This is a genomic window from Streptomyces broussonetiae (assembly GCF_009796285.1).
GTDB classification, from domain to species: Bacteria; Actinomycetota; Actinomycetes; order Streptomycetales; family Streptomycetaceae; genus Streptomyces; species Streptomyces broussonetiae.
Window position 1 is genome coordinate 7,504,691 of record NZ_CP047020.1, and the last position, 21,296, is coordinate 7,525,986.

Annotated in this window: 17 protein-coding genes; 6 read left to right on the forward strand and 11 right to left on the reverse strand. The window is 70.8% G+C overall.

What is annotated here, in order from left to right; genetic code table 11:
- Nucleotides 1-7 precede the first annotated feature (7 nt).
- Nucleotides 8-664, reverse strand: a complete 657-nt coding sequence (locus GQF42_RS34475; protein ID WP_158926513.1) for a phosphatidylserine decarboxylase — start codon at nt 662-664, stop codon at nt 8-10.
- Nucleotides 665-666: 2 nt separating this feature from the next.
- Here GQF42_RS34475 and GQF42_RS34480 point away from each other — a divergent pair, with 2 nt between their 5' ends.
- On the forward strand, nt 667-810 hold the full coding sequence (locus tag GQF42_RS34480; protein WP_158926514.1) for a hypothetical protein: 144 nt from the start codon (nt 667-669) through the stop codon (nt 808-810).
- A gap of 36 nt (nt 811-846) precedes the next feature.
- Here the strand turns inward: GQF42_RS34480 and GQF42_RS34485 are convergent, their stop codons facing one another.
- The 7 genes from GQF42_RS34485 to GQF42_RS34515 form a co-directional block, all read right to left on the reverse strand.
- Nucleotides 847-2,052: an acyl-CoA dehydrogenase family protein gene (locus GQF42_RS34485; RefSeq protein ID WP_158926515.1), complete on the reverse strand. Its 1,206-nt coding sequence runs from the start codon at nt 2,050-2,052 to the stop codon at nt 847-849.
- Nucleotides 2,052-2,579, reverse strand: coding sequence for a MaoC family dehydratase (locus GQF42_RS34490; RefSeq protein ID WP_158926516.1), 528 nt, complete (start codon nt 2,577-2,579; stop codon nt 2,052-2,054). The genes GQF42_RS34485 and GQF42_RS34490 overlap by 1 nt, the downstream gene beginning before the upstream one ends.
- Before the next feature lie 5 nt (nt 2,580-2,584).
- Nucleotides 2,585-3,544 (reverse strand): HpcH/HpaI aldolase/citrate lyase family protein, encoded by a 960-nt coding sequence (locus GQF42_RS34495; RefSeq protein ID WP_158926517.1) that lies wholly within the window; start codon nt 3,542-3,544, stop codon nt 2,585-2,587.
- The gene (locus tag GQF42_RS34500; RefSeq protein ID WP_158926518.1) at nt 3,541-5,589 is read right to left on the reverse strand and encodes a protein meaA; all 2,049 of its coding nucleotides are present in this window, start codon (nt 5,587-5,589) and stop codon (nt 3,541-3,543) included. Before GQF42_RS34500 ends, GQF42_RS34495 begins: the two co-directional genes overlap by 4 nt.
- Nucleotides 5,590-5,606: 17 nt before the next feature.
- Nucleotides 5,607-6,944 carry a crotonyl-CoA carboxylase/reductase gene (gene ccrA, locus GQF42_RS34505; RefSeq protein ID WP_199273126.1) on the reverse strand — a complete coding sequence of 446 codons (1,338 nt, stop codon included), beginning with the start codon at nt 6,942-6,944 and terminating at the stop codon, nt 5,607-5,609.
- A 442-nt stretch (nt 6,945-7,386) separates the two neighbouring features.
- Complete coding sequence (locus tag GQF42_RS34510) at nt 7,387-8,208, reverse strand: TetR family transcriptional regulator (RefSeq protein ID WP_233273555.1); 822 nt, start codon at nt 8,206-8,208, stop codon at nt 7,387-7,389.
- A 160-nt stretch (nt 8,209-8,368) separates the two neighbouring features.
- A complete protein-coding gene (locus tag GQF42_RS34515) occupies nt 8,369-10,183 on the reverse strand; it encodes a 3-hydroxyacyl-CoA dehydrogenase family protein (RefSeq protein ID WP_158926521.1) in 1,815 nt (604 codons plus the stop codon).
- Between the two features lie 389 nt (nt 10,184-10,572).
- Here GQF42_RS34515 and GQF42_RS34520 point away from each other — a divergent pair, with 389 nt between their 5' ends.
- On the forward strand, nt 10,573-11,157 hold the full coding sequence (locus tag GQF42_RS34520; protein ID WP_158926522.1) for an adenylosuccinate lyase: 585 nt from the start codon (nt 10,573-10,575) through the stop codon (nt 11,155-11,157).
- 21 nt (nt 11,158-11,178) lie between these two features.
- On the opposite strand, the gene GQF42_RS34525 is transcribed toward GQF42_RS34520, so the two are convergent.
- From GQF42_RS34525 to GQF42_RS34535, 3 genes are all read right to left on the reverse strand, one after another.
- Nucleotides 11,179-11,577 carry a RidA family protein gene (locus tag GQF42_RS34525; RefSeq protein WP_158926523.1) on the reverse strand — a complete coding sequence of 133 codons (399 nt, stop codon included), beginning with the start codon at nt 11,575-11,577 and terminating at the stop codon, nt 11,179-11,181.
- Between the two features lie 149 nt (nt 11,578-11,726).
- The gene (locus GQF42_RS34530) at nt 11,727-13,289 is read right to left on the reverse strand and encodes an alpha/beta hydrolase (RefSeq protein ID WP_158926524.1); all 1,563 of its coding nucleotides are present in this window, start codon (nt 13,287-13,289) and stop codon (nt 11,727-11,729) included.
- Nucleotides 13,290-13,462: 173 nt separating this feature from the next.
- On the reverse strand, nt 13,463-14,533 hold the full coding sequence (locus GQF42_RS34535; RefSeq protein WP_158926526.1) for an Rv2578c family radical SAM protein: 1,071 nt from the start codon (nt 14,531-14,533) through the stop codon (nt 13,463-13,465).
- A gap of 148 nt (nt 14,534-14,681) precedes the next feature.
- On the opposite strand from GQF42_RS34535, the gene GQF42_RS34540 reads away from it, so the two are divergent.
- The 4 genes from GQF42_RS34540 (at nt 14,682) to GQF42_RS34555 (ending at nt 21,224) form a co-directional block, all read left to right on the forward strand.
- A complete protein-coding gene (locus GQF42_RS34540; protein ID WP_158926528.1) occupies nt 14,682-15,125 on the forward strand; it encodes an SRPBCC family protein in 444 nt (147 codons plus the stop codon).
- A 152-nt stretch (nt 15,126-15,277) separates the two neighbouring features.
- Nucleotides 15,278-17,722 carry an MFS transporter gene (locus GQF42_RS34545; RefSeq protein WP_158926530.1) on the forward strand — a complete coding sequence of 815 codons (2,445 nt, stop codon included), beginning with the start codon at nt 15,278-15,280 and terminating at the stop codon, nt 17,720-17,722.
- A 166-nt stretch (nt 17,723-17,888) separates the two neighbouring features.
- Nucleotides 17,889-20,360, forward strand: coding sequence for a SpoIIE family protein phosphatase (locus GQF42_RS34550; RefSeq protein WP_158926532.1), 2,472 nt, complete (start codon nt 17,889-17,891; stop codon nt 20,358-20,360).
- 144 nt (nt 20,361-20,504) lie between these two features.
- Complete coding sequence (locus tag GQF42_RS34555) at nt 20,505-21,224, forward strand: class I SAM-dependent methyltransferase (RefSeq protein WP_158926534.1); 720 nt, start codon at nt 20,505-20,507, stop codon at nt 21,222-21,224.
- Nucleotides 21,225-21,296 lie beyond the last annotated feature (72 nt).

Sequence of the window (21,296 nt, forward strand, 5' to 3'; positions counted from 1 at the left end):
CTCCGGATCAATCACGGTCAATGCGAGTCACCCCAGCCACGGTCTTCTGTCCGACCTCGACCGAGACCTCCACGCCCTCGGGCAGGTAGAGGTCGACACGCGAGCCGAAGCGGATCAGACCGATTCGGTCGCCCTGCTCGACCTTCGTACCCTCCGGGAGGTAGGGCACGATGCGGCGGGCCACCGCGCCGGCGATCTGGATCATCTCGATGTCCCCGAGTTCGGTGTCGAAATGCCAGACTACGCGCTCGTTGTTCTCGCTCTCCTTGTTGAAGGCCGGAACAAAGCCGCCGGGGATGTGTTCGACCGATGTCACCGTGCCCGCGAGGGGCGCGCGGTTGACGTGGACGTTCAGCGGGCTCATGAAGATCGCGACGCGGGTGCGCCCGTCCTTCCACGGCATGATGCTCTGCACCACGCCGTCGGCGGGCGAGATGACCCGGCCCGGGGCGATCTCGCGCTCGGGGTCGCGGAAGAACCACAGCATGCCCGCCGCGAGCGCGGTGGCGGGCACGGCGACGGCCTTGGCGACGCCCGAGCGGCGGGCGCGGGCCAGGCTGAGGGCTGCGGTGGCGACGGTCGGGAGGAGCCACGGCGATGCTCCGCGCGCGAGGCGTACGCCGGCCAGGCTGTCTCGGGATGCAGAGGTTTGGCTGTGGGGCATGGATGACCTTCGTAGCGGATGATGCCGCGCTGGAACGGGGGGACGGCGGCTTTCCGGGGATCGTACCGGTCGCGGGCCGCAACTGGGCAAGCCAGGAAGCCGAGTCGACGGCCGAAGAACGGCTGAACAGCGTCTACGGGGTGTGATCTTCTTCTCGAAGAAAACACCCCATAGGCGGACATTCAGCCCTGGAAGCGATACTCTTCGAGCAGCCTGCGGCCGATGATCATTTTCTGGATCTCGGCGGTACCTTCACCGATGAGTAGCATCGGCGCCTCGCGGTAGAGCCGCTCGATCTCGTACTCCTTGGAGAAACCGTAGCCGCCGTGGATGCGGAAGGCGTCCTCCACGACCTCCTTGCAGTACTCGGAGGCGAGGTACTTCGCCATGCCCGCCTCGAGGTCGTTGCGCTCGCCGGAGTCCTTCTTGCGCGCGGCGTTGACCATCAGCGCGTGGGCGGCCTCGACCTTGGTGGCCATTTCGGCCAGTTTGAACTGGATCGCCTGGTGCTGGGCGATCGGCTTGCCGAAGGTGTGCCGCTGCTGCGCGTAGCTCACCCCCAGCTCGAAGGCGCGCTGGGCGACACCGCAGCCACGGGCCGCCACGTTGACCCGGCCGACCTCGACGCCGTCCATCATCTGGTAGAAGCCGCGGCCGGTGACGCCGCCGAGCACCCGGTCGGCCGGCACCCGCAGGCCGTCCATGATCAGCTCGGTGGTGTCGACGCCCTTGTAGCCCATCTTCTCGATCTTGCCGGGGATGGTGAGGCCCGGGCGGACCTCGCCGAAGCCCGGCTCCTTCTCGACCAGGAAGGTCGTCATGGACTTGTGGGGCGCCGTCCCCTCGGGGTGGCCTTCGTCACTGCGGACGAGAACGGCCACCAGGGACGACGTGCCGCCGTTCGTCAGCCACATCTTCTGGCCGTTCAGGACGTACTCGTCGCCGTCCCGCACCGCCTTCGAGGTGATCGCCGACACGTCGGAGCCCAGGCCCGGCTCCGACATCGAGAAGGCGCCGCGGATGTCGCCCGCGGCCATACGGGGCAGGAAGTGGTCCTTCTGCTCCTGCGTTCCGTGCTGCTTGAGCATGTACGCGACGATGAAGTGCGTGTTGATGATGCCGGACACCGACATCCAGCCGCGGGCGATCTCCTCCACGCACAGCGCGTAGGTGAGCAGCGACTCGCCCAGACCGCCGTACTCCTCGGGGATCATCAGACCGAACAGGCCGAGTTCCTTCAGGCCGTCCACGATCGCTTGCGGGTACTCGTCGCGGTGCTCCAGCTCGGTCGCGACAGGAATGATCTCTTTGTCGACAAAGTCCCGGACGGTGGAGAGGATCTCCTGCTGGACGTCGGTCAGACCGGCGGTCTGGGCGAGGCGCGCCATTACTTCTCCGTGTTCTTTTCCGCAGGTGCGGTCAGCTCTGGGCGGCCCGGCTGCTCGCCGCCGCGCTCCTTGATGTACGTCTCGGTGGGCACCATGACCTTGCGGCGGAAGACGCACACCAGGGTGCCGTCCTGCTTGTAGCCCTTGGTCTCGACGTGGACGATGCCGCGGTCGTTCTTCGACTTCGACGGCCACTTGTCGAGCACGGTCGTCTCGCCGTAGATCGTGTCGCCGTGGAAGGTCGGCGCCACGTGCCTGAGCGACTCGATCTCCAGGTTGGCGATCGCCTTGCCGGAGACGTCCGGCACCGACATGCCGAGCAGCAGCGAGTAGATGTAGTTGCCGACGACGACGTTCCTGCCGAAGTCCGTCGTCTTCTCCGCGTAGTTGGTGTCCATGTGGAGCGGGTGGTGGTTCATGGTGAGGAGGCAGAACAGGTGGTCGTCGTACTCCGTGACCGTCTTGCCGGGCCAGTGCTTGTACGTCGCCCCGACCTCGAACTCCTCGTAGGTGCGTCCGAACTGCATGACCGTCAGGCCTCCGGGATCTCGAACTTGCTGGTGCGCTGCATGCCGGCGGCCCGGCCCTTGCCGGAGATGACCAGGGCCATCTTGCGGCTGGCCTCGTCGATCATCTCGTCGCCGAGCATCGCGGAACCCTTCTTGCCGCCCGCCTCGGACGTGTAGTAGTCGTACGCGTCCAGGATCAGCTCGGCGTGGTCGTAGTCCTCCTGGGACGGCGAGAAGATCTCGTTGGACGCCTCGACCTGACCCGGGTGCAGCACCCACTTGCCGTCGAAGCCGAGCGCGGCGGCGCGCTGGGCGACCTCGCGGTAGCCCTCGACGTTGCGGATCTGCAGGTAGGGGCCGTCGATTGCCTGGAGGTTGTTGGCGCGGGCGGCCATCAGGATCTTCATCAGGATGTAGTGGTAGGCGTCCGCCGGGTAGCCGGGCGGCTGCTCGCCCACGACGAGCGACTTCATGTTGATGGACGCCATGAAGTCGGCCGGGCCGAAGATGATCGTCTCGACGCGCGGGGAGGCCTGCGCGATGGCGTTGACGTTGTTCAGGCCCTGCGCGTTCTCGATCTGCGCCTCGATGCCGATCTTGCCGACCTCGAAGCCCATGGTCTTCTCGATCTGCGTCAGCAGCAGGTCCAGGGCGACGACCTGCTCGGCCGTCTGCACCTTCGGCAGCATGATGCAGTCGAGGTTCTGCCCGGCGCCCTCGACGACCGTGACGACGTCCCGGTACGTCCACTCGGTCGTCCAGTCGTTGACGCGCACCACGCGGGTCTTGCCGGTCCAGTCGCCCTCGTTGAGGAACTTGACGATGGTGTGCCGCGCCTCGGGCTTGGCGAGCGGCGCGCACGCGTCCTCCAGGTCCAGGAAGACCTGGTCGGCCGGGAGTCCCTGCGCCTTCTCCAGGAAGCGGGGGTTGCTCCCCGGCACGGCGAGGCAGGAGCGCCGCGGACGAAGACGGTTGACGGTCATGCGGGGACCTCCAGGGGGTCGAGCTTGTTCGCGGTCCGGATCTCGTCGACGATGCGGCCGATGATTCCGGTGATGTCGAAGTCCTTCGGGGTGAACACCGCAGCCACTCCGGCGGCCCTGAGCTGGTCGGCATCACCATTCGGGATGATGCCACCAGCGATCACCGGTATATCTGTGGCACCGGCCACACGCAGCCGCTCCAGTACGTCCGGCACCAGCTGGGCGTGCGAGCCGGACAGGATCGACAGGCCCACCGCGTGCACGTCCTCCGCGAGGGCCGCGTCCACGATCTGCTCGGGGGTGAGCCGGATGCCCTGGTAGACCACCTCGAAGCCGGCGTCCCGGGCCCGTACGGCGATCTGCTCGGCGCCGTTGGAGTGCCCGTCCAGGCCCGGCTTGCCGACCAGGAAGCGCAGCTTGCCGGTGCCCAGCTCGCGGGCGGTGGCGTCCACCCTGGCGCGGACCTCGGCGAGCGCGGAACCCGGCTCGGCGGCGACCGCCACCGGCGCGGAGGAGACCCCGGTGGGCGCCCGGTACTCGCCGAACACCTCGCGCAGGGCCGACGCCCACTCGCCGGTCGTCACCCCGGCCCGGGCGCACTCCAGCGTGGCCTCCATCAGGTTCTCGGTGCCCTTGGCGGCCGCCTTCAGCCGCTCCAGCGCCTTGCAGGGGCGCGGGTGGTTGAAGGGCGGCTGGTAGCGCGTGTCGCGCCAGGTCCGCAGCCCGTCGACGACCCGGGCCTCGACCGCCGGGTCGACCGTCTGGATCGCGGTGTCCAGGTCGGCGGTCAGCGGGTTCGGCTCGGTGCCCTCGAAGGCGTTGACACCGATGATCTTCTCCTCGCCGGACTCGATCCGGGCCCGCCGCTCGGCGTGCGAGGAGACGAGCTGCGACTTGAGGTAACCGGACTCGACGGCGGCCATCGCGCCGCCCATCTCCTGGATCCGGCCGATCTCCGCGAGCGCGTCCGCGACCAGCTGCTCCACCTTCGCCTCGATCACCTTCGAGCCCTCGAAGATGTCCTCGTACTCCAGCAGGTCGCTCTCGTAGGCGAGCACCTGCTGGATGCGCAGGCTCCACTGCTGGTCCCAGGGACGGGGCAGGCCGAGCGCCTCGTTCCAGGCGGGCAGCTGCACGGCACGCGCGCGTGCGTCCTTCGACAGCGTCACGGCCAGCATCTCCAGCACGATCCGCTGGACGTTGTTCTCCGGCTGCGCCTCGGTCAGGCCGAGCGAGTTGACCTGGACGCCGTAGCGGAAGCGGCGCTGCTTGGGGTTCTCGATGCCGTACCGCTCGCGCGTGACCTTGTCCCAGATGCGGCCGAACGCCCGCATCTTGCACATCTCCTCGACGAAGCGGACGCCCGCGTTGACGAAGAAGGAGATGCGCGCGACCACGTCGCCCATGCGCTCCTCGGGCACCTGGCCCGAGTCGCGGACGGCGTCCAGGACGGCGATCGCGGTGGACATCGCGTACGCGATCTCCTGCACCGGCGTGGCCCCGGCCTCCTGCAGGTGGTAGCTGCAGATGTTGATCGGGTTCCACTTGGGGATGTGGGAGACCGTGTACGCGATCATGTCCGTCGTCAGGCGGAGCGAGGGCCCCGGCGGGAACACATGGGTGCCCCGGGACAGGTACTCCTTGACGATGTCGTTCTGGGTCGTGCCCTGGAGCTTGGTGATGTCCGCGCCCTGCTCCTCGGCGACGACCTGGTAGAGCGCCAGCAGCCACATGGCGGTCGCGTTGATCGTCATCGAGGTGTTCATCTGCTCCAGGGGGATGTCCTGGAACAGCCGGCGCATGTCACCGAGGTGCGAGACCGGCACGCCGACCCGGCCGACCTCGCCCCGGGCGAGGATGTGGTCGGGGTCGTAGCCGGTCTGCGTCGGCAGGTCGAACGCCACCGACAGGCCGGTCTGGCCCTTGGCGAGGTTGCGCCGGTACAGCTCGTTGGACGCCTCGGCGGTGGAGTGGCCGGCGTACGTGCGCATGAGCCACGGCCGGTCCTTCTCCCGGTTGCCTTCGGCATTCTGACGCTCAGTCATCTATGACCCCGGGTGTCTCAGATGTTGCGGAAGCGGTTGATGGCGTCGATGTGCTGGGCGCGCATCTCCTCGTCGCGCACGCCGAGGCCTTCCTCGGGCGCGAGGCACAGCACGCCGACCTTGCCCTGGTGCACGTTGCGGTGGACGTCGTGGGCGGCCTGGCCGGTGTCCTGGAGGGAGTACACCTTCGACAGGGTCGGGTGGATCTTGCCCTTGGCGACGAGGCGGTTGGCCTCCCAGGCCTCGCGGTAGTTCGCGAAGTGCGAGCCGATGATGCGCTTCAGGGACATCCACAGGTAGCGGTTGTCGTACTCGTGCTGGTAGCCCGAGGTGGAGGCACAGGTGACGATGGTGCCGCCCTTGCGGGTGACGTAGACGGAGGCGCCGAAGGTCTCGCGGCCCGGGTGCTCGAAGACGATGTCGACGTCCTCGCCGCCGGTCAGCTCGCGGATGCGCTTGCCGAAGCGCTTCCACTCCTTGGGGTCCTGGGTGTGCTCGTCCTTCCAGAACCTGTAGCCCTCGGCGGTGCGGTCGATGACCAGCTCGGCGCCCATCTTCCGGGCGATCTCGGCCTTCTGCTCGCTGGAGACCACGCAGATGGGGGTGGCGCCGCCGGCGAGGGCGAACTGGGTGGCGTAGGAGCCGAGTCCGCCGCTCGCGCCCCAGATCAGGACGTTGTCGCCCTGCTTCATCTGGGCGCCGTTGCGGGAGACCAGCTGGCGGTAGGCGGTGGAGTTCACCAGGCCCGGGGCCGCGGCCTCCTCCCACGACAGGTGGGCGGGCTTGGGCATCAGCTGGTTGGACTTCACGAGCGCGATCTCGGCGAGGCCGCCGAAGTTGGTCTCGAAGCCCCAGATCCGCTGCTCGGGGTCGAGCATGGTGTCGTTGTGGCCGTCGGAGGACTCCAGCTCGACGGACAGGCAGTGGGCGACGACCTCGTCGCCGGGCTTCCAGGCGTTGACGCCCGGGCCGGTGCGCAGGACGACGCCCGCGAGGTCGGAGCCGATGATGTGGTACGGCAGGTCGTGGCGCTTCGTCAGCTCGCTGACCTTGCCGTAGCGCTCCAGGAACCCGAACGTGGACAGCGGCTCGAAGATCGAGGTCCACACCGAGTTGTAGTTGACCGAGGAGGCCATGACGGCCACCAGGGCCTCGCCCGGGCCGAGTTCGGGCACGGGCACCTCGTCGAGGTGGATCGACTTGCGGGGGTCCTTGTCGCGGGTCTCGAGGCCAGCGAACATCTCCGTGTCGTCCTTGTGCACGGTGATCGCGCGGTACGACTCGGGAAGCGGCAGAGCGGCGAAGTCGGCGGACGTGGCGTCCTTCGACTGGATCGCGTCCAGGATGTCCTTCACGGTCACGGTGTTGCCTCCGGCGGTGGACGCCCCTGAGGGAGGGGGCGCTGAGGGTTCGTCGGTACTGCTGGGAGTGCTGCTGAGGGTTTTTGAGGAGTGCCGTCGGTTCGGCTCGGTGGTGCTTCGGCAGCGCTTTGTGGCGCGGGAGGTTGCCTGTGACGCAGGCGTCCGGGCGCGCGGGCCGTGGACCCTTGGGGACAGCCGACGAGCGAAAGGTCTCTGCTCGCCGGCCGCCCGGACACCATCAACGTATGACACCGCGTGTCAGGTGGCAAGGCACTGAGTGCCAGAACAAGCCCTCAGATGAAATCTTTACGTAACAAATGAGCGATGATCGATCGAACGGCTTCGGAAATCCGCTGGAAAACCTGCCCTGACATGCCAAAACGGCCACCCCCAAGGGTGGCCGTCATCACAGCCGAGAAAGGCTGGGGAGGGGCGCTCAGCGCTCCTTGAGCGCCTCCTCGATGGTCCGCATGACCTCGTCCAGCGGGGCGTCGGTACGGGCGACCGTCACGAGTACCTCGCCGTGCGCGGAGACCGCCGCCGGGGCGGAGCCGGCGGCCGGGCGGGGCGCCGGACCGCGCCCGGCCCCGATCCCGTTGCCGAACGTCTTGCGCACGATCGCGAAGGCGTGGTCGAGCTGTGCCTCGACGTCGCCCTGGCCGCCCGCCCGCAGCCAGCGGCGCAGCACATGGTTGTGGGCGGTGACGACCGCGGAGGCGGCCACCTCGGCGAGGAGCGGGTCGTCGTTGGCGTCGTCGGCGTGCGCGTGCTCGTCGAAGTGGCCGAGCAGATAGCGGGTGAACAGACGCTCGTAGCGGGCCACCGAGGCGATCTCGGCCTCGCGCAGGGTGGGCACCTCGCGCGTGAGCTTGTAGCGGGCGACCGAGATCTCGGGCCGGGCCGCGTACATCTTCATGACTTCCTTGATGCCACGGCACACGGTGTCGAGCGGGTGCTCGTGCGCGGGGGCGGCGTTGAGCACCGCCTCGGCGCGGATCAGCGTGTCGTCGTGGTCGGGGAAGATCGCCTCTTCCTTGGAGCGGAAGTGGCGGAAGAAGGTGCGGCGGGCGACCCCGGCGGCGGCCGCGATCTCGTCGACGGTGGTTGCCTCGTACCCCTTGGTCGCGAACAGCTCCATGGCTGCGGCCGCCAGCTCTCGGCGCATCTTGAGCCGCTGGGCGGCGGCGCGACTGCCTGCGGCACTTTCCGGCGCGTCGGGCGTAGCTGGTGTACGTGAGGACTTGGCGGGCTGGGACATGACCTGAACGTACTGCATGTGCGCAGCTCGGTGCGCAGGTGTGCCGTTTCCCCCGCCCGGCGGGGGCGGGGGAGAGCCCGGCCGGCCGGGCGGGGCAAGGACACCGGGATCGAGCAGCCCGCCCCAGTCCGCCTCCGCGTGGGACCAGTCGCCGACGCCGTCAGCGGCGGGCATACTCGCGGAAGCCGCGGCCGGTCTTGCGGCCGAGGCAGCCCGCCGCCACCAGGTGTTCCAGCAGCGGGGACGGGGCGAGACCCGGGTCGCGGAACTCGCGGTGCAGGACCTTCTCGATGGCCAGCGAGACGTCGAGGCCCACCACGTCCAGCAGCTCGAAGGGGCCCATCGGGTAGCCGCCGCCGAGCCGCATCGCCGCGTCGATGTCGTCCAGGGACGCGTAGTGCTCCTCGACCATCTTGATGGCGTTGTTCAGGTACGGGAACAGCAGCGCGTTCACGATGAAACCGGCCCGGTCGCCGCAGTCCACCGCGTGCTTCCTGATCGTCGCGCAGACCTCGCGGACGGTCGCGTGGACGTCGTCGGCGGTCAGCACCGTGCGCACGACCTCGACCAGCTTCATCGCGGGCGCCGGGTTGAAGAAGTGCATGCCGATGACGTCCTGCGGGCGCGAGGTGGCGCGGGCGCAGGCGACGACGGGCAGTGAGGAGGTGGTGGTGGCGAGGATCGCGCCGGGCTTGCAGACCTTGTCCAGCGTCTGGAACAGCTGCCGCTTGACCTCCAGGTCCTCGGCGACCGCTTCGACGGCCAGGTCGACGTCGGCGAAGGCGTCGTAGGACCCGGCCGGGGTGATCAGGTCCAGGACCCCGGCGGCGGCCTCGGCGGTCAGCCGGCCCTTGTCGACGGAGCGTGCGAGCGACTTGCCGATCCGGGCCTTGGCGGCCTGTGCCTTCTCCTCGCTGCGGGCGGCCAGCACGACCTCGTAGCCGGCCTTGGCGAACACCTCGGCGATGCCGGAGGCCATGGTGCCCGAGCCGGCGACACCGACGCTGCGCACGCTGCGGCCGGTGGCCCCGGTGTCCCCCTCGGCCGGGGTCAGCGTGTCCGGCACGACCGTGGCGCTGCCCGGTGCTTCGTAGCTGTAGAAGCCGCGCCCGGACTTGCGGCCGGTCAGGCCCGCCTCGCTGAGCTGCTTCAGGATCGGTGCGGGTGCGTGCAGCCGGTCGCGGGACTCGGCGTACATGGCCTCCAGGACCGTGCGCGCGGTGTCGATGCCGATCAGGTCCAGCAGGGCGAGGGGGCCCATCGGCAGGCCGCAGCCGAGCCGCATCGCCGCGTCGATGTCCTCACGGGAGGCGTAGCGGGCCTCGTACATCGCGGCCGCCTGGTTGAGGTAGCCGAAGAGCAGGCCGTCGGCGACGAAGCCGGGGCGGTCGCCGACCGCGACCGGCTCCTTGCCCAGCTCGAGCGCGAGGTCGGTGACCGCGGCGACGGCCTGCGGCGCGGTCAGCACCGAGGAGACGACCTCGACCAGCTTCATCGCGGGCGCCGGGTTGAAGAAGTGCAGGCCCAGCACGCGCTCGGGGCGGGCGGAGTCGGCGGCGAGCCGGGTCACGGACAGGGCGTTGGTGCCGGTGGCGAGGACCGTCTCCGGGCGGACGATGGCGTCCAGCTCGCGGAAGATCTGGTGCTTGACCTCGTACGACTCCGGGGCCACCTCGATCACGAGGTCGGCGTCGGCCGCCGCGCCGAGGTCGGTGCCGGTACGCACCCGGGCCAGCGCGTCGGCGCGCTCGGACTCGGTGATCCGGCCGCGCTCCACGGCACGGGCGGTGGAGGCCTCCAGCGCGGCGACGCACCGGACGGCCTGGGCCTCGCTGACGTCGATGCCGATCACCTCGCGGCCGGCCTTCACAAGGACCTCGGTGATACCGGTGCCCATGGTGCCGAGGCCGACGACGGCGATCGTCTTGAACGGGGACAGCGGGGTGCCGGACAGGGGGGACAGGGGAGTGGCCATCGCGGGACTCCAGGAATGAGGGTGACGACGAGGAGCGCACCCGGGTGCGCCCAGAGGCGCACCGGGGAGCGGAAAGGAGTGCGGGTGTTGTCGGGCTGCAAGCGCACACGCCCGGTGCTGCCGGTGCCACGGGCGTGCACACGCCCGCACGAACGGCAGGAAATCCGACCGGCCCTGTCCCGGAGCCGGGTCGTACAGCGGCACAAGACGTACCGAACTGACGGCTGCTCACGACGGCCGCGTCACCAGACCGTCGTCAGCGAGTTCGCGAGTGGGTAACTCGCTCGTCTGAGCTTAACCGGTGAGTAACGAGCGCGCCAGACGTCCGCTCGAATTTGACTGTGTGAGGTGGCTCCCTCCGGCCGCGCCACCCCCCTACGCTGGACTTCGTGGACGAAGAGTTGCGATCGCTCACGGAGCGCTTACGGCAGGAGTCGCGCGGCTCGACCGCGTTCGACCGGCTGCTGACGACCGAGGACCAAGGCGAGCTGGCGGAGGTGCTCACCGCGCCCGGGCAGCCCCTGTGGGCAAGGGAGCTTGCCGCGTTCCGGCTCGGGCGCGCGGGCGACCGCCGGGCCTTCGAGTCCCTGGTGCTGCTCCTCAATCACCGTGACCCTCCGCGCTGCGCCTCCGCCGCACACGCCCTGGCCCGGCTCGGTGACCCGCGCACGGCCCGGGCGGCCGCCGCGCTCGCCACCAACGAACTGCGCGTCGCCTACGCCCTGCATCCGGTACGGCTGCTGGCCGATCTGCGGGCCCCCGAGTCCGTGCCCGCGCTGATCACCACCCTGGAACGCCGGCTGCGCCCGCACGACCCCTACCGCCGGGTCGCCCTCGCCTGTGTGGAGGGCCTGGGCAGCCTGGGCGACCCGCGCGCCCGCCGCGTCCTGAACGAGGCCCTCGCCCACCCGGCACTCGCGCAGGCGGCGGTGCGCGCGCTGGGCCGCATTCCCCAGCAGAAGGAGGCGAGGTGACGCCGGGTCAGTGTGCGGCGGTCACTCGGGCACCACCGCGAACGCCTCGATCTCCATGAGGAACTCCGGCGCGACCAGTCCGGCCACCTGCACCGCCGAGGACGCCGGCAGCCGGTCGTCGCTCAGATGGGCGGCGCGGGCCGCGCGTATCGCGGGCAGGTGGGCGGTGTCCGTCACGAAGTACGTCAGCTTCACGACGTGCTCGAAGCCGGCGCCGGCAGCGGCCAGACACCGCTTCAGGTTCTCGAACACCTGTCGGGCCTGCGCCGCGGGATCGCCCGCGCCGACCAGCTTGCCGTCCTCGTCCAGGGGCAACTGACCGGAGACGACGACAAGACGGCCGCTCGCCGTGACCACGTGGCTGTACCGGGCCGCGGGCGCGACGCCGTCGGGGGCGGGGATCCGGATCGGTTCACTCATGGGTCCCATGGTGAACCACGGCACTGACAACACCCCCGGGAGGGCACGGGGCGGTATCGACGTGCGACTCCGCCGTGGGGCGTGGCCAGGACGAGGCCGCGCCCGCACGACGGCACATCACGGCGCCCGCACGGCGCAGTGCCAGGCGTCTACCGGCGGAAGCCGAGCAACTCGTGCAGCGTCTCCCCGCGCGGCGCGGGCGCCGCCTTGACGGCCAACGGCTTCGGGTCGGGCGACTTCGCGCACACCGCGTCGGCCACCCCGGCGGAGCCGCGCGGCACCCGGCCGTTCTTCAGATAGGCCGTCAGATACCGGTCCAGACAGGCGTTGTCGCTCAGCGTGACTCCGTGGTTGCCGCCGCCCGCCTCGACCACCAGGCTGGAGCGGGCGAGCAGCCGGTGCACCGTGACGCCGCCGGGGTAGGGGGTGGCCGCATCGTCGGTGGCCTGGAACAGCAGCACCGGCGGAAGCCCGGTGTTGGCGATGTCCACCGGCCGGCGCCGCGCGGTCGGCCAGTAGGCGCACGGTGCGTTGTACCAGGCGTTGTTCCAGGCCATGAAGGGAGCCTTGCCGTACACGGTCCAGGTGTCGCTGTGCCACCGGTTCCAGCCACCGGGCCAGGAGGTGTCGCGGCACTGCACCGCCGCGTAGACGCTGTAGCCGTTGTCCCCCGAGTGGTTCACGGCGCCGAGGTTCTTCCACACCTGCACCAGCGGCCCGGCGTTCCTGTCGCGCACGTACGCCGCGAACGCCTCGGCGAGGTAGGGCCAGTAGCCGTTGTAGTAGCCGCCGGGGATGAAGGTGTCCTCCAACTCGGCGGCGCCCACCTTGCCGCCGGCCGGCTTCTTCGCCAGTGCCGCTCGCATCGCGTACCACCTGGTCTCGATCTTCTCCGGGTCCCGGCCGAGGTGGTAGGCGGAGTCGTAGCGGGCGATCCAGGCCATCAGGGCGCGGTGGCGGTCGTTGAAGGCGTAGTCCTGGCCGAGGTTGTCCGCGTACCAGACCCCGGCCGGGTCGACGACCGAGTCCAGCACCAGGCGGCGGATCCGCTGCGGGAACAGCTTGGCGTAGACCGCGCCGAGGTAGGTGCCGTAGGAGTAGCCGAAGTAGTTGATCTTCGAGGCGCCGAGGGCCGCGCGGATGAGGTCCATGTCGCGTACGGCGCTGACGGTGTCGATGTACGGCAGCAGATCGGCGTGGCGGCGGCCGCAGGCGGCGGCGAAGGCCTTCGCGCGCGCGAGGTTCGTCCGCTCCAGGGCCGGGGTCGCGGGCACCGTGTCCGGCCGTACCGCCTTGAAGTGGCCGGGCACGCAGTCCAGGGCCGGGGTGGACCTGCCGACGCCGCGCGGGTCGAAGCCGATCACGTCGTACTGGGCGGCGACGCTCCTGGGCAGTGCGGAGGCGACGAACCCGGCGAGCCTCAGGCCGCTGCCGCCGGGGCCTCCGGGGTTGACCAGCAGTGGACCCTGGAAGGTCTTCGCCGTGTGCTTGACGCGGGACAGGGCGAGCGTGATCCGCCGCCCCTGCGGGTGGGCGTGGTCCAGCGGCACCTTCAGGGACGCGCACTGGAGCGTCGGGTAGTCGCTGGTGCCGCACTTCTTCCAGGCGAGCCGCGGGGCCGGGGCGGCCGAGGCCCCGTGCGCGGGTACGGCGGTGACCGAGCCCGCCAGCACGGCGGCGGCAGCGCACAGCACGGCTGCGCGAGTTCTCATGGGTCCTCCCGGGACGGCGGGGGCGGTGGGCCGTGATGATCACAGCCCTCGCCGCATCGTCCCGGCGCCGGGGTCCGAAGCTAACGCGCCGGGAGCGTACTTGACCCGATTGCGCCGTGCGAAGCCCTCGAACGCCCGTACCGGCCGCGGTCACATGAGGATGTGTGTCGCCGTCACATGAGGGTGAGCTGGGTCGGCTCGGCCGCGGTCTCCGGCTCGGCCGGTCCCGCCGGGCGGATCCGGCGGGCCAGACCCGCGCGCGCGGGCCCGATGCCGTACTCCCGCGCCAGGTCGTGCACCTGACGGGTGATCCGGCGCTGGTACCAGGTGGGCGCGTAGGCACCCGCCGCGTACAGCCGCTCGTAGCGCCGTACCAGGTGCGGATGGTGCCGGCCGAGCCAGGCCATGAACCACTCCCGGGCGCCGGGGCGCAGATGCAGCGTCAGCGGGGTCACAGAGGTGGCCCCGGCCGCCGCGATCGCCCGTACGGTGGCGCGCAGTTGGTCAGGGTGGTCGCTCAGGAACGGGACGACGGGCGCCATCAGCACCCCGCAGCCGATGCCGTGCTCGCCGAGGGTGCGTACGACGTCCAGCCGGCGCTCGGGAGCGGGGGTGCCCGGCTCCACCGTGCGCCACAGCTCGGGGTCGAGGAAGCCGACCGAGACCGAGATGCCCACGTCCGTCACCTCGGCCGCCCGCACCAGCAGGTCCAGATCGCGCAGGATCAGCGTGCCCTTGGTCAGGATCGAGAACGGGTTGGCGTGTTCGGTGAGGGCACCGATGATGCCCGGCATCAGGCGGTAGCGGCCCTCGGCGCGCTGGTAGCAGTCGACGTTCGTGCCCATCGCCACGTGGTCGCCCTGCCAGCGGCGGGAGGCGAGCTGGCGGCGCAGCACCTCGGGCGCGTTCACCTTGACCACGATCTGGGTGTCGAAGCCGAGGCCCGTGTCGAGGTCCAGATAGCTGTGCGTCTTCCTGGCGAAACAGTAGACGCACGCGTGCGTGCACCCGCGGTAGGGGTTGACCGTCCACTCGAACGGCATGCGCGAGGCGCCCGGCACCCGGTTCAGCACCGAGCGCGCCCGCACCTCGTGGAAGGTGATCCCGCGGAACTCGGGGGTGTCGAAGGTGCGGACCACGGTGTTCGCGTCGAACAGCGCGGGCTCGGCGGCCCGGCCGTGCTCGGCCGCCGCCCCGGACGCCGCGGATTCCGCGGATTCCGCGGTGAGGTTCTCCCAGCGCATGACGCCTCCTCGCTAGCACTGCCGCACAGAATAGAACATCTGTTCCCATGATCGTGCGCCCCGTATTCACCACCCCCGATTTGGGGGGCCGGGCACCGGGGTGGTTGGCTTGCCCCAACCCCGAGAAACCAGGTCCTGGAGGAACGCAATGGCGCAGGTCGAGGCCACTACGGAGCGGGTCGTCGCGGCGGACGCGGAGAAGGTGTTCGACGCCCTCGCCGACTACCGCGGCACGCGGCAGAAGCTGCTGCCCGAGCACTTCAGCGAGTACGAGGTCCGTGAGGGCGGCGACGGCGAGGGCACCCTCGTCCACTGGAAGCTCCAGGCCACCAGCAAGCGGGTGCGCGACTGCCTGCTGGAGGTGAGCGAGCCCACCGACGGCGAGCTGGTCGAGAAGGACCGCAACTCCTCCATGGTCACCACCTGGCGCGTCACCCCCGCCGGCGAGGGCGCATCCCGCGTCGTCGTCACCACCACCTGGCAGGGCGCCGGCGGCATCGGCGGCTTCTTCGAGAAGACCTTCGCCCCCAAGGGCCTCGGCCGGATCTACGACGCCCTGCTCGCCAACCTCGCCGCCGAGGTCGAGAAGTAGCCCCAAGCCCCCAGCGGTGAAGGGGTGTTGCACCCCTTCACCGATTCGAGTGGATCTCCCTCCCCTCCGGAACCAGGCCGTAACCCGCCGCAGTTGTTCCCCGTTGCCGCCGTACGCGGGACATGTGACAGGTGTGACGAGGGGAGCGGTACGTGGGCGGAACGACGTTGGTGAAGCACGAGCCGGTCGTGGCACCGCCGGCGGCGCAGGAGGCCACCGCCGCCGCGCCGCCGGCCGCACCGGCGCCCCGACTCGGCGCGCGCCGCGTGCGGTTGGTGTTCGTCGGGCTGATGCTCGCCCTGCTCCTCGCGGCGCTCGACCAGATGATCGTCGCCACCGCGCTGCCCAGGATCGTCGGCGAGCTGCACGGCCTGGACCGGATGAGCTGGGCGATCACCGCCTATCTGCTCACCTCCACCGTCGGCCTGCCGCTGTACGGCAAGCTCGGTGACCTCGTCGGCCGCAAGGGCGTCTTCCAGTTCGCCATCGCCGTCTTCGTCGTCGGCTCCGCGCTCGCCGGCCGGGCCCAGTCGATGGACCAGCTGATCGCATTCCGCGCGGTGCAGGGAGTCGGCGCGGGCGGCCTCATGATCGGTGTGCAGGCGATCATCGCCGACATCGTGCCGCCCCGCGAGCGCGGCCGCTACATGGGCCTGATCGGTGCCGCCTTCGGCCTCGCCTCCGTGGCGGGCCCGCTGCTCGGCGGCTACTTCACCGACCACCTCTCCTGGCGCTGGTGCTTCTACGTCAACGTCCCCTTCGGACTGGTCACCCTCGCCGTCGTCACCGTCGTACTGAAACTGCCGAAACCCGCCGCCCGCGGGCGCTTCGACGTCCTCGGCTCGCTGCTCCTCGCCGCCGCCTCCACCTGCTTGGTGCTGCTGACCAGTTGGGGTGGCACCGAGTACGCCTGGGGCTCGCGGCAGATCATCGGTCTCGGCGCGGGCGCCCTCGCCGCCACGCTCCTCTTCCTCGTCGCCGAGCGCTTCGCCGCCGAACCCCTCATCCCGCTCCGGCTGTTCCGCGACTCCGTCTTCAACGTCTCCGGCCTGGTCGGCCTCGTGATCGGTGTCGCCCTGTTCGGTGCCGCCAGCTACCTGCCGACCTTCCTGCAGATGGTCGACGGCGCCAGCGCCACCGAGTCCGGGCTGCTGATGCTGCCCATGATGGCCGGGATCGTCGGCGCCTCCATCGTCGGTGGGCAGCTCATCAGCCGCACCGGCCGTTACAAGATCTTCCCCGTGCTCGGCGGTGCCCTCTCCGCCGTGGGCATGTGGCTGCTGTCCCGCCTCGAAGTCGACACCCCCCGGCTGCACTACAGCATCTGGATGGCCGTCCTCGGCGCCGGTATCGGCCTGGTCATGCCCGTCCTCGTCCTCGCCGTGCAGAACTCCGTACGCCCCGCCGACCTGGGCACCGCCACCAGTGCCAACAACTACTTCCGGCAGATCGGCGGCAGCGTCGGCGCCGCGATCTTCGGCACCCTCTTCGCCGACCGGCTCACCTCCGCGCTGCGCAGGGAACTGCCCCCGCGCGCGGGCGCGGCGCTGCCCGACGCCGACTCCATCACCCCGCAGCTCGTCCGCGCACTGCCCACGGCCCTGCGCGACAGCTACATCCGCGCCTACGCCGACGCGATGCCGAGGATCTTCCTCTACCTGGTCCCCGTGCTCGCCGCCGGCCTGCTCATCGCCTTCTTCCTCAAGGAGAAACCCCTGGTGTCCCATCCCAGCGCCGAAACCGATCCCGAGACAGTGAACGCCAACGTCTCCATTCCGCAGGCCCGCCCCCAGCCTTCGGCCGCGGGAACCCCCCTCCCACATCGCTCGCCCCATACCGCCGGAATCCCCGTGTGCGGGACGGTGCAGCACCCCGACGGCACCGTGGTGCCCCGCGCGGCCCTCACCCTCATCGACGTCACCGGCCAGCAGATCGGCCGCGGCGCGAGCGGTGAGGACGGGCGGTACGCGCTCAGCACGCCCGGCTCCGGCTCGTACGTGCTGATCGCCGCCGCGGGCGGCCACCAGCCGCAGGCCGTCTCCGTCACCGTCGGCGAACGGCCCGTCGAACTCGACGTCGTCCTCGGCGGCGCCGGACGCCTCGCCGGCAGCGTCCTGACCGCCGACGGCAGCCCCGTGCGCGAGGCCACCGTCACCCTCACCAATGTGCACGGCGAGGTCGTCGCCGCCACCCGCAGCGGACGCGAGGGCGGCTACGTCATCACCGAACTCGTCGCCGGCGAGTACACCCTGGCCGCCAGCGCACCCGCCTTCCGCCCGGCCGCGCTCCCGGTCACCGTGCAGGCCTCCCGGGAGACCCGGCAGGACGTCGAACTCGCGGGCGGCGCCGTGCTGAGAGGTACCGTGCGGGCGAGCGGCGGACGGCCCGTGGAGGACGCGCGCGTCACGCTCCTGGACGCCGCCGGCAACGTCGTGGACACCCTCACCACCGGAGCGGACGGAACGTTCCGGTTCGTCGACCTCTCCTCCGGCGAGTACACCGTCATCGCCGCCGGCTACCCGCCGGTCGCCACCGTCCTCCAGGTCGCGGGCGGCGGCCGCACCGAACGGGACCTCCAACTGGGCCACGAGGACTGAGGGCAGGACGCGCGGCAGGCGCCCGCAGGGCGCTGAGCTGCGCGCCGGTGCGGTTCGGTGAAACCAATTCCGGGATTGCCACACATCGCGACCGGCCGCCGCCGTACGGTAGTGGCAGGCTTCACAGATCGTTTGCGAACAGCCGTGGGGAGAAAGGGCCGGGGCCATGGAATTCGGCGACGACCGTGGCAGCGAGCGGGACACACCTCCCGGCCGCGACACAGAGGGCACCGCCGCGGGCCGGATTCCGCTGGCAGTTGTCGTCGTCGACCGCGACGGCCTGGTGTCCCACTGGAGCAGCGGCGCCCGGCGCCTGTTCGGCGTCGGACGCGAGGACGCCGTCGGACGGCCCGCGGCCGACCTGCTCCCGGTCTCCGGCGCCCTCCCCGAGGAGGCGCACGGCGAGGCGATGCCGGACGCCTACGACGCGTACGACGGGCTCGGCCCCGACCTGGAGGCCTCGCTCGGCGGCCGCACCGCCTACGCCACGGCCGGCCGCGCCCGTGTCTTCCCGCACCACCCGGCACCGGATCCGCACGGCGAGCGGCTCGACGTGCTGTGGTGGGCCTACCCGCTGATCGGCCCCGGCCCGTCCCGGCTGCTCGTGCTCGCCGCCGACGCCGCCCGGCTGCGCGACGAGCGCGGCTACGGCGACGAGACCGCCGAACGCATCTCGCCGGGCTTCGCCCGCCACACCGAACTGCCCGCCTTTGACGAGCTGGAGCGGCGGCTGCCGGAGATCCTGCCCAACATGGGCCCGGGACTCAGCTCCCGGATCGTCGCCCAGGTCCTCGAACTGGGCTATCCCGTCCTGGAGTTCAGCCAGTCCGACCGGGTGCCCGTCACCCCGTACTGGGGCGTGCCCCGCCGCCCGGGACGGCGGCGCGCCGAGGCCGTCGTGCCGCAGCAGCGCTCCGCATCCGTCCTCGTCCCGGCCGGCGCCGAGGGCGACCTGGAGTACGCCGCGGTGCGCGAGCGGCTGGAGTTCCTCAACGAGGTCAGCTCCGGCATCGGCACCTCGCTCGACCTCGGCGAGACCATCCGCGAGGTCACCAGCGCCGCCGTACCCCGGTTCGCGGACTTCGCAGGCACCCATCTGCGCGCCGCCGTCCTGGCCGGCGAGGGCTTCCCGGACGGCCCGCCCGACGCCAGCACCGTGATGTTCCGCGTCTGGGTCGAGCACAACGACGAACCGGGCCGCTGGGACGACACCGTGCCCGTCGGCGAGGCCTTCGCCTTCCCCGAGCACACCCCGTTCTACAAGTGCATGGTCACCGGCGAGCCGGTCCTCATCCCGCGGGTCACCGAGGAGTTGAGCGAACGCATCTCCGGCGAGTTCGAAAAGCGCGACCTCAGGCCGCTCATCGGCGGCCGCTCCCTGCTGATCGTGCCCCTCAAGGCCCGCAACGTCGTCCTCGGCTTCATGGTGCTGATGCGCCGCCCCGACCGGCCGCAGTTCGACGACATGGACCGCACCACCGGCGCCGAACTCGCCGCCCGCGCGGGCCTCGTGCTCGACAACGCCCGTATGTACACCTACCAGGAGAACGTCGCCGACACCCTGCAGGACAGCATGCTGCCGCAGGTGACCCCGCGGATGGCCGGCTGCGACGTCGCCACCCGCTACCTGCCCGGCACCCGGCTCGGCAGGATCGGCGGCGACTGGTTCGACACCATCAAACTGCCCGGCTCACGCACCGCTCTCGTCGTCGGCGACGTCATGGGTCACGGCCTGAACTCGGCCGCGATGATGGGCCAGTTGCGCACCGCCGTACAGACCATGGCCGCGATGGAGACCCCGCCCGCCCAACTCCTGCGCAACCTCGACGACCTCGCCCGCAGGCTCGGCGACAACTACCTCGCCACCTGCCTGTACGCGGTCTACGACCCGATCGGCGGCGAACTGCACCTGGCCAACGCCGGACACATCCCGCCCGTCCTCGTCCGCGCCGAGGACGGCAGCAGCGAACTCCTCGACCTGCCCACCGGAGCCCCCGTCGGCGTCGGTGGTGTCCCCTTCGAGGCCACCCGGGTCAAGGTCGCGCCCGGCGACCGGCTCGTGCTGTGCACCGACGGCCTGGTCGAGGTGCGCGGCTCCGACATCGGCGAGGGCCTGGCCGCGCTGTGCGAGTCCGCCGCGCACCCGGCCGCCTCCATGGACGACGCCTGCGACACCATCATCCGCGCCCTGAACACCCACGGCGGCCGCAAGGACGACGTCGCCCTGCTCATGGCCCGCCTCAACGGCCTGCCCGGCGACCACGTCGCCGCATGGCAGCTCGACCCCGATCCCCGCGAGGTCGCCCGGGCCCGCCGCCTGGTGCGCGCACAACTCCTCGACTGGGGCCTTGCGCATGCGGTGGACACGGCCGAACTCCTGGTCAGCGAGGTCGTCACCAACGCCGTCCGACACGCCGAGACCGAGCGAGTGGGGCTGCGGGTGATCCTCGCCGACGCCCTGCTGTTCGAGGTCACCGACGACGAACCGGCCCTGCCCGTCATGCTCGGCACCGACCCGCACGACGAGGCGGGCCGAGGTCTGCGCGTGGTCAGCCGGCTGGCCCGGGAGTGGGGCGCCACCGCGTCCGGGCACCGCAAGACCGTCTGGTTCGAACAGTCCGTCACCACACAGCCATGACCAGGCCAGGGGCGTGCGCCCTGGCCGCGCACGCCCCCGATATGGCCCGGGCTCGTACATCCGATGAAGGTGGCCACGCGCCCCTTGCCCCACTCCCGTCCTTCGCGATATCCCGATCACGGAACCGAACCGTGGGGAGAACGCATGAACGTCTCGGACAACTACCGCAACGCCTGGGAAGGTTACTGGAGAGAGACCTCCGACAAGGCAGGCGAGGCGATCTGGGACTGTGATCCCGCCCTCTCCGCCGAACCGCACAGCGCCCTGCTCCTGCCCCACGCCGACTCGTCGCGCACCATCGTCGACCTGGGCTGCGGCAACGGCACCACGACCCGCTCCCTCGCCACCCGGTTCGCACGTGCCGTCGGCGTCGACCTCTCGCACGCCGCTGTCGAGCACGCCCGCCACGCCACGGACAACGAGACCGTGGAGTTCCAGCAGCTCGACCTCACCGACACGGACGCCGTGCGCGCCCTGCACGAGCGGCTCGGCGACGCCCACGTCTATATGCGGGCCGTGATGCACCAGAGCGAGCCGGAGGCACGGTCGGCGGTCGCCGCCGCCGTCGCCGAGATCATCGGCAGAGAGGGGCGCGCCTTCGTCGTCGAACTCACCTCCGGCTCCCGGGACGTCCTCAGGCGTGCCGCGGCCCAGCCGGGCGGCCCTGGGCCCAAGCTGCAGCGCGTCTTCCAGTACGGGCTCAAGCCGGCCGACGCCGACGACAACGAGATCCCGAAGCTGCTCGGTGCGGCGGGTCTGACAGTCCTCGCCGAGGGAGACACCGCCCTGCCGCAGACCGAGTACCTCTCCGATGGCACCCGCATAGAGCTGCCGGCCCGCTGGTTCGTCCTCGCCGGGCAGTAGGTCGTCCCCACAGGGAAGCAAGGGCACGTCCTCGCCGGGAAGCAGTCCCGGGTACGGGCGGGCGCCTGCCGG